This window comes from Clostridium sp. KLE 1755, from assembly GCF_000466465.2.
GTDB classification, from domain to species: domain Bacteria; phylum Bacillota; class Clostridia; order Lachnospirales; family Lachnospiraceae; genus Eisenbergiella; species Eisenbergiella porci.
The window spans coordinates 45,382-45,831 of sequence record NZ_KE992748.1 but is presented as its reverse complement, the minus strand read 5'-3'; the positions used below and the strand labels follow the sequence as shown (position 1 = coordinate 45,831).

The following is a 450-nucleotide window of genomic DNA, read 5'->3' as shown; positions in this document are numbered from 1 at the left end:
CGCTGCTCTGCAGCGCTGCAAGTTTGATACTTCGTTGCTTGCAGCGGGGGCTTTGATTTCCTTCTTTGTATTTAAAAGTTTTGGGATATCATCCATATTATAGCAAATAAAAAAAGCCTTGAATACACAAGACTTTTTTTATTGCAGACTTTTTATCATGCTTTGTAATCGTTATGGTATTCGGTCTGTTACTATAACTCATGCTACAATACATCTAAACGCCTATACCTGGCCGATAATAAGTTCCGCAACCTGCATATCAGTTTTATCAGGATTTTCCGACAGCAGAGCAAGTGCTTTCTTTACATAACAAACATCCAGCTCGAGTATATCGGCTATTTCATTTATGTCTAAGCCTTTTTGAGATTTTTTTCTGATTAATGATATTATCGCCTCAGCTTCACCGCAGGCAATTCCCTGGGCAATCCCATCTTCTTTGCCGCTTTTATA

At 38.4% G+C, this 450-nt stretch carries 1 pseudogene; it reads right to left on the bottom strand.

The window, feature by feature from the left end:
- Positions 1-222 precede the first annotated feature (222 nt).
- A pseudogene (locus HMPREF1548_RS30130) lies at positions 223-450 on the bottom strand (hypothetical protein); the annotation flags it as partial.